The sequence below is a fragment of the Streptomyces malachitofuscus genome, assembly GCF_055571035.1.
In genome coordinates this window covers 114,322-117,531 of the sequence record NZ_JBVIGA010000028.1, presented here as the reverse complement: position 1 = coordinate 117,531, position 3,210 = coordinate 114,322, and the positions used below count along the sequence as shown (strand labels likewise).

The window sequence follows — 3,210 nt, the reverse complement described above, 5'->3', positions numbered from 1 at the left end:
CCCCCCCCCCCCACCCCCCCCCCCCCCCCCCCCCCCCCCCCCCCCCCCCCCCCCCCCCCCCCCCCCCCCCCCCCCCCCCCCCCCCCCCCCCCCCCCCCCCCCCCCCCCCCCCCCCCCCCCCCCCCCCCCCCCCCCCCCCCCCCCCCCCGCCGTGCTGTTGTGCTGCTGTGCTGCCCGCACCGGATCACTGCGGCGAAGGGAACGCGGGCAGCGTGAGGGCCGTGTGGGCCGGCCGGGGTGTGGCGGTGGGCAGGGCGTCCAGGCCGCGGAGCGCCGTATTGCGTTGCTCCAGGGCCTGGGCGGTGGTGGGGAAGAGCGTGGCCGCTCCGTGGCCGACCAGTGCCTGGTTCATGGTGACGAACGCGCGGGTGTGGCGCTCGTAGGCGGCGAAGGCCGCCGTGTGGTCCCGGTGCTCGGCCAGCGCGCCGGCCAGCATGTAGGCACCGGCCAGCGCGAGACTGGAGCCCTGCCCGGTCAGGAACGACGGTGCGTGGGCGGCGTCGCCGACGAGCGCGACCCGGCCGCTGGACCAGTGGGGCATGCGGATCTGACCGACCGTGTCGAAGAACAGGTCGCCCGCGTCCCGCAGGGCGCCGACCATCCGGGGGATCTCCCACCCCGCGCCCGCGAAGGTGGCGGCGATGAGGTCCCGTTGGGCGCCGGGGTCCCGGACGACGCCGGCCGGCGGTTGCGGCTGGTGGAAGGTGAGGAAGGCGTGCAGCTCGTCGTTGCCTCCGACGGCGTAGAGGGCCCCGGCCTTCCCCGGGGTGTTCCACAGCACGACCTCCCGGGAGAGCCCCAGGGTGTTCGGCATGGTGAAGAGGGCGAAGCAGTACCCGAGGTAGTGGTGGAACCGTTCCTCGGGGCCGAACACGGCCCCCCGGGTGTGCGAGTGCATGCCGTCGGCGCCGACCACCAGGTCGAACGTACGCCGCCGCCCGCTGCGGAAGACGACGTCGACCCCGTGCCCGGACTGGTCGAGGGTGTCGACGGAGTCGCCGAACAGGAACTCCACGTCGTCGCGGACCAGCCCGTGAAGGATCTCGGCCAGGTCCCCGCGACGCACCTCGAGGTCCTGTCCCTCGGCACCCCCCGCCACGGCCGCCGGGGCGAGTGAGGCCACTTCGCCCCCGTCGGCGTCGAGGAAGGTGAGGCGACGCGAGTCGACGTGCGCGTCCCGCAGTTGCGGGAGTATGCCCATCCGCCGGACCACCTCCAGCGCGGTACCGCGGATGTCGATCGGGTACCCGCCGCCGCGCAGCGCGCCCGCCTTCTCCACCACGGTGACCTCGCATCCGGACCGGTGCAGCCAGTACGCCAGCGCGGGTCCGGCGATGCTGGCCCCGGAGATCAGGACCTTGCGCTTGAGACCGTGGGGTGTCATGCCTGGGCTCCCTTTTCCGTGGTACGGACGTTCGTGGTGCGGACTTTGACGCTTCGGACGAACAGCAGGGACAGCGCGGCGACGAGGCCGGCGACGACGAACCCCGCGACGAAGGCCGATTCGGCCGGCAGGCCCGTCGCCGGCTCGCCCCCGGCGTCGAGGATCGCGCCGGCGACCTGGGCGCCCAGGGCGGCGCCGATCACGCGCGTGCCCACGAGCAGGCTGGTGGCGATGCCGATGTCCTCGGTCCCGATGGCGGTGGCCGTATCGGCGAGCAGCGCCGTGGTGGCCACTCCCGCGGCGAACGCGGTCAGCACCTTCGCGAGGACGAGGTGCCACTGCGCGGTGTGCAGCGAGGCCAGGGCGATCATCGTGGCCGCCGTGACGACGGCGGCCACCACGACCACGGCGGGCGGGCCGAACCGCCGAGACGCGATCCCGCCGACCGAATCGCTCACCACCCCGGCGACGACACCGGGCAGCAGAAGGAGGCCGATGTCGGTGGTACTCGCGCCGAAGCCGTACCCGTCGGCCGGGGCCGCGAACATCTGCGGGAGGAGCAGGAGCACCATGCCGGTACTGGCGCTGATGACGAGCGTGAGCGCACAGGCCCGCCAGACCACGGGCTTCGCCAGCATGCGCAGGTCGACCATCGGCGAGACCGCCCGGCGCTCGACGACGACCCACCCGGTCGCGAGGGCGGCCACGACCAGCACAAGGGCGCCGATCGCGAGCGGCGGCATGCCGCCGTCCCTCGTGACCGTCACGAGCCCGAGCATGAACACCAGCAGCGTGCCGCTGAGCAGGGCCGTGCCGGGCCAGTCGATCCCGTGCTCCGACGGGACCGGCGGATCGTGCGGCACCAGCCGGGCCACGGCCGACGTCGCCACGACGACCACGATCGTCGGCAGCCCGAACATCCACTGCCAGGCCAGCCCTTCCGCGATCGGCCCGGCGAACAGCATGCCCACCATGCTGCCGCCGGTGAACAGCGCGACGACCAGCCCGATCACCGCTTGTGACTCTCCTGCCGCGAGGTGCTTGCGCACCAGGATGATGGAGAGGGGCAGCGCGCCCACCATGACGCCCTGCAGTACCTGACCGAGCAACAGCACGGGCAGGCTCGGCGCCAGAGCCGCCATCAGGCCGCCCGCCGAGACCACGGCCATCAGCCGGACCAGCACCCGCTTCCCGCCGTAGCGGTCGCCGAGCTTGCCCGCGACGGGTGTGGCGACCGCGCCGGTGATGAGGAGTGCGTTGCCGATCAGCGCCCCTTCGGACGCGTCGACCGCCCATTCACGTTGCAACAGCGGCAGGGCGGGCTCCACCACCGACTGCAGGCTGCCGAGGGCGAGGGCCAGGATGCCGAGGGCACCGATCGCCGGCCACCCGAGACGGGTGGGAGCGGCCACGACGTCGGACACGGACGTCTTCGTCTTGTTCACCGGCGCCCGCCCAGCCGGTCGAGCGCCTTCCGTGACGCGGTACCGGGTAAGGCGAGGGGAAAGGTCGCCACTTGTTGATCACTCCAGACACCACAGGGAATGAGGAACGCGCGGGATTCCGCGCGCTGCCCACACTTCCCTGCGGTGCCCCCGGCGGGCATCGTCCCCGGCAGCCGTCCTGACCTGGTGCCTCGGGACCAGTCGCTCCCCCGCCCTGGTGCCTGCGCACTACGAACCGGCCCGGGGGGGGGGGGGGGGGGGGGGGGGGGGGGGGGGGGGGGGGGGGGGGGGGGGGGGGGGGGGGGGGGGGGGGGGGGGGGGGAGGGGGGGGGGGGGGGGGGGGGGGGGGGGGGGGGAGGGGGGGGGGGAGGGGAGGGGAGG

The 3,210-nt window shown here is 74.8% G+C and carries 2 protein-coding genes; both read right to left on the bottom strand.

Annotation, left to right across the window (positions count from 1 at the left end):
- Positions 1–184: 184 nt before the first annotated feature.
- A complete protein-coding gene (locus tag ACZ44S_RS32805; protein WP_466935664.1) occupies positions 185–1,384 on the bottom strand; it encodes an FAD-dependent monooxygenase in 1,200 nt (399 codons plus the stop codon).
- Positions 1,381–2,808, bottom strand: a complete 1,428-nt coding sequence (locus ACZ44S_RS32800; RefSeq protein WP_466935683.1) for an MFS transporter — start codon at positions 2,806–2,808, stop codon at positions 1,381–1,383. Before ACZ44S_RS32800 ends, ACZ44S_RS32805 begins: the two co-directional genes overlap by 4 nt.
- Positions 2,809–3,210: the final 402 nt, after the last annotated feature.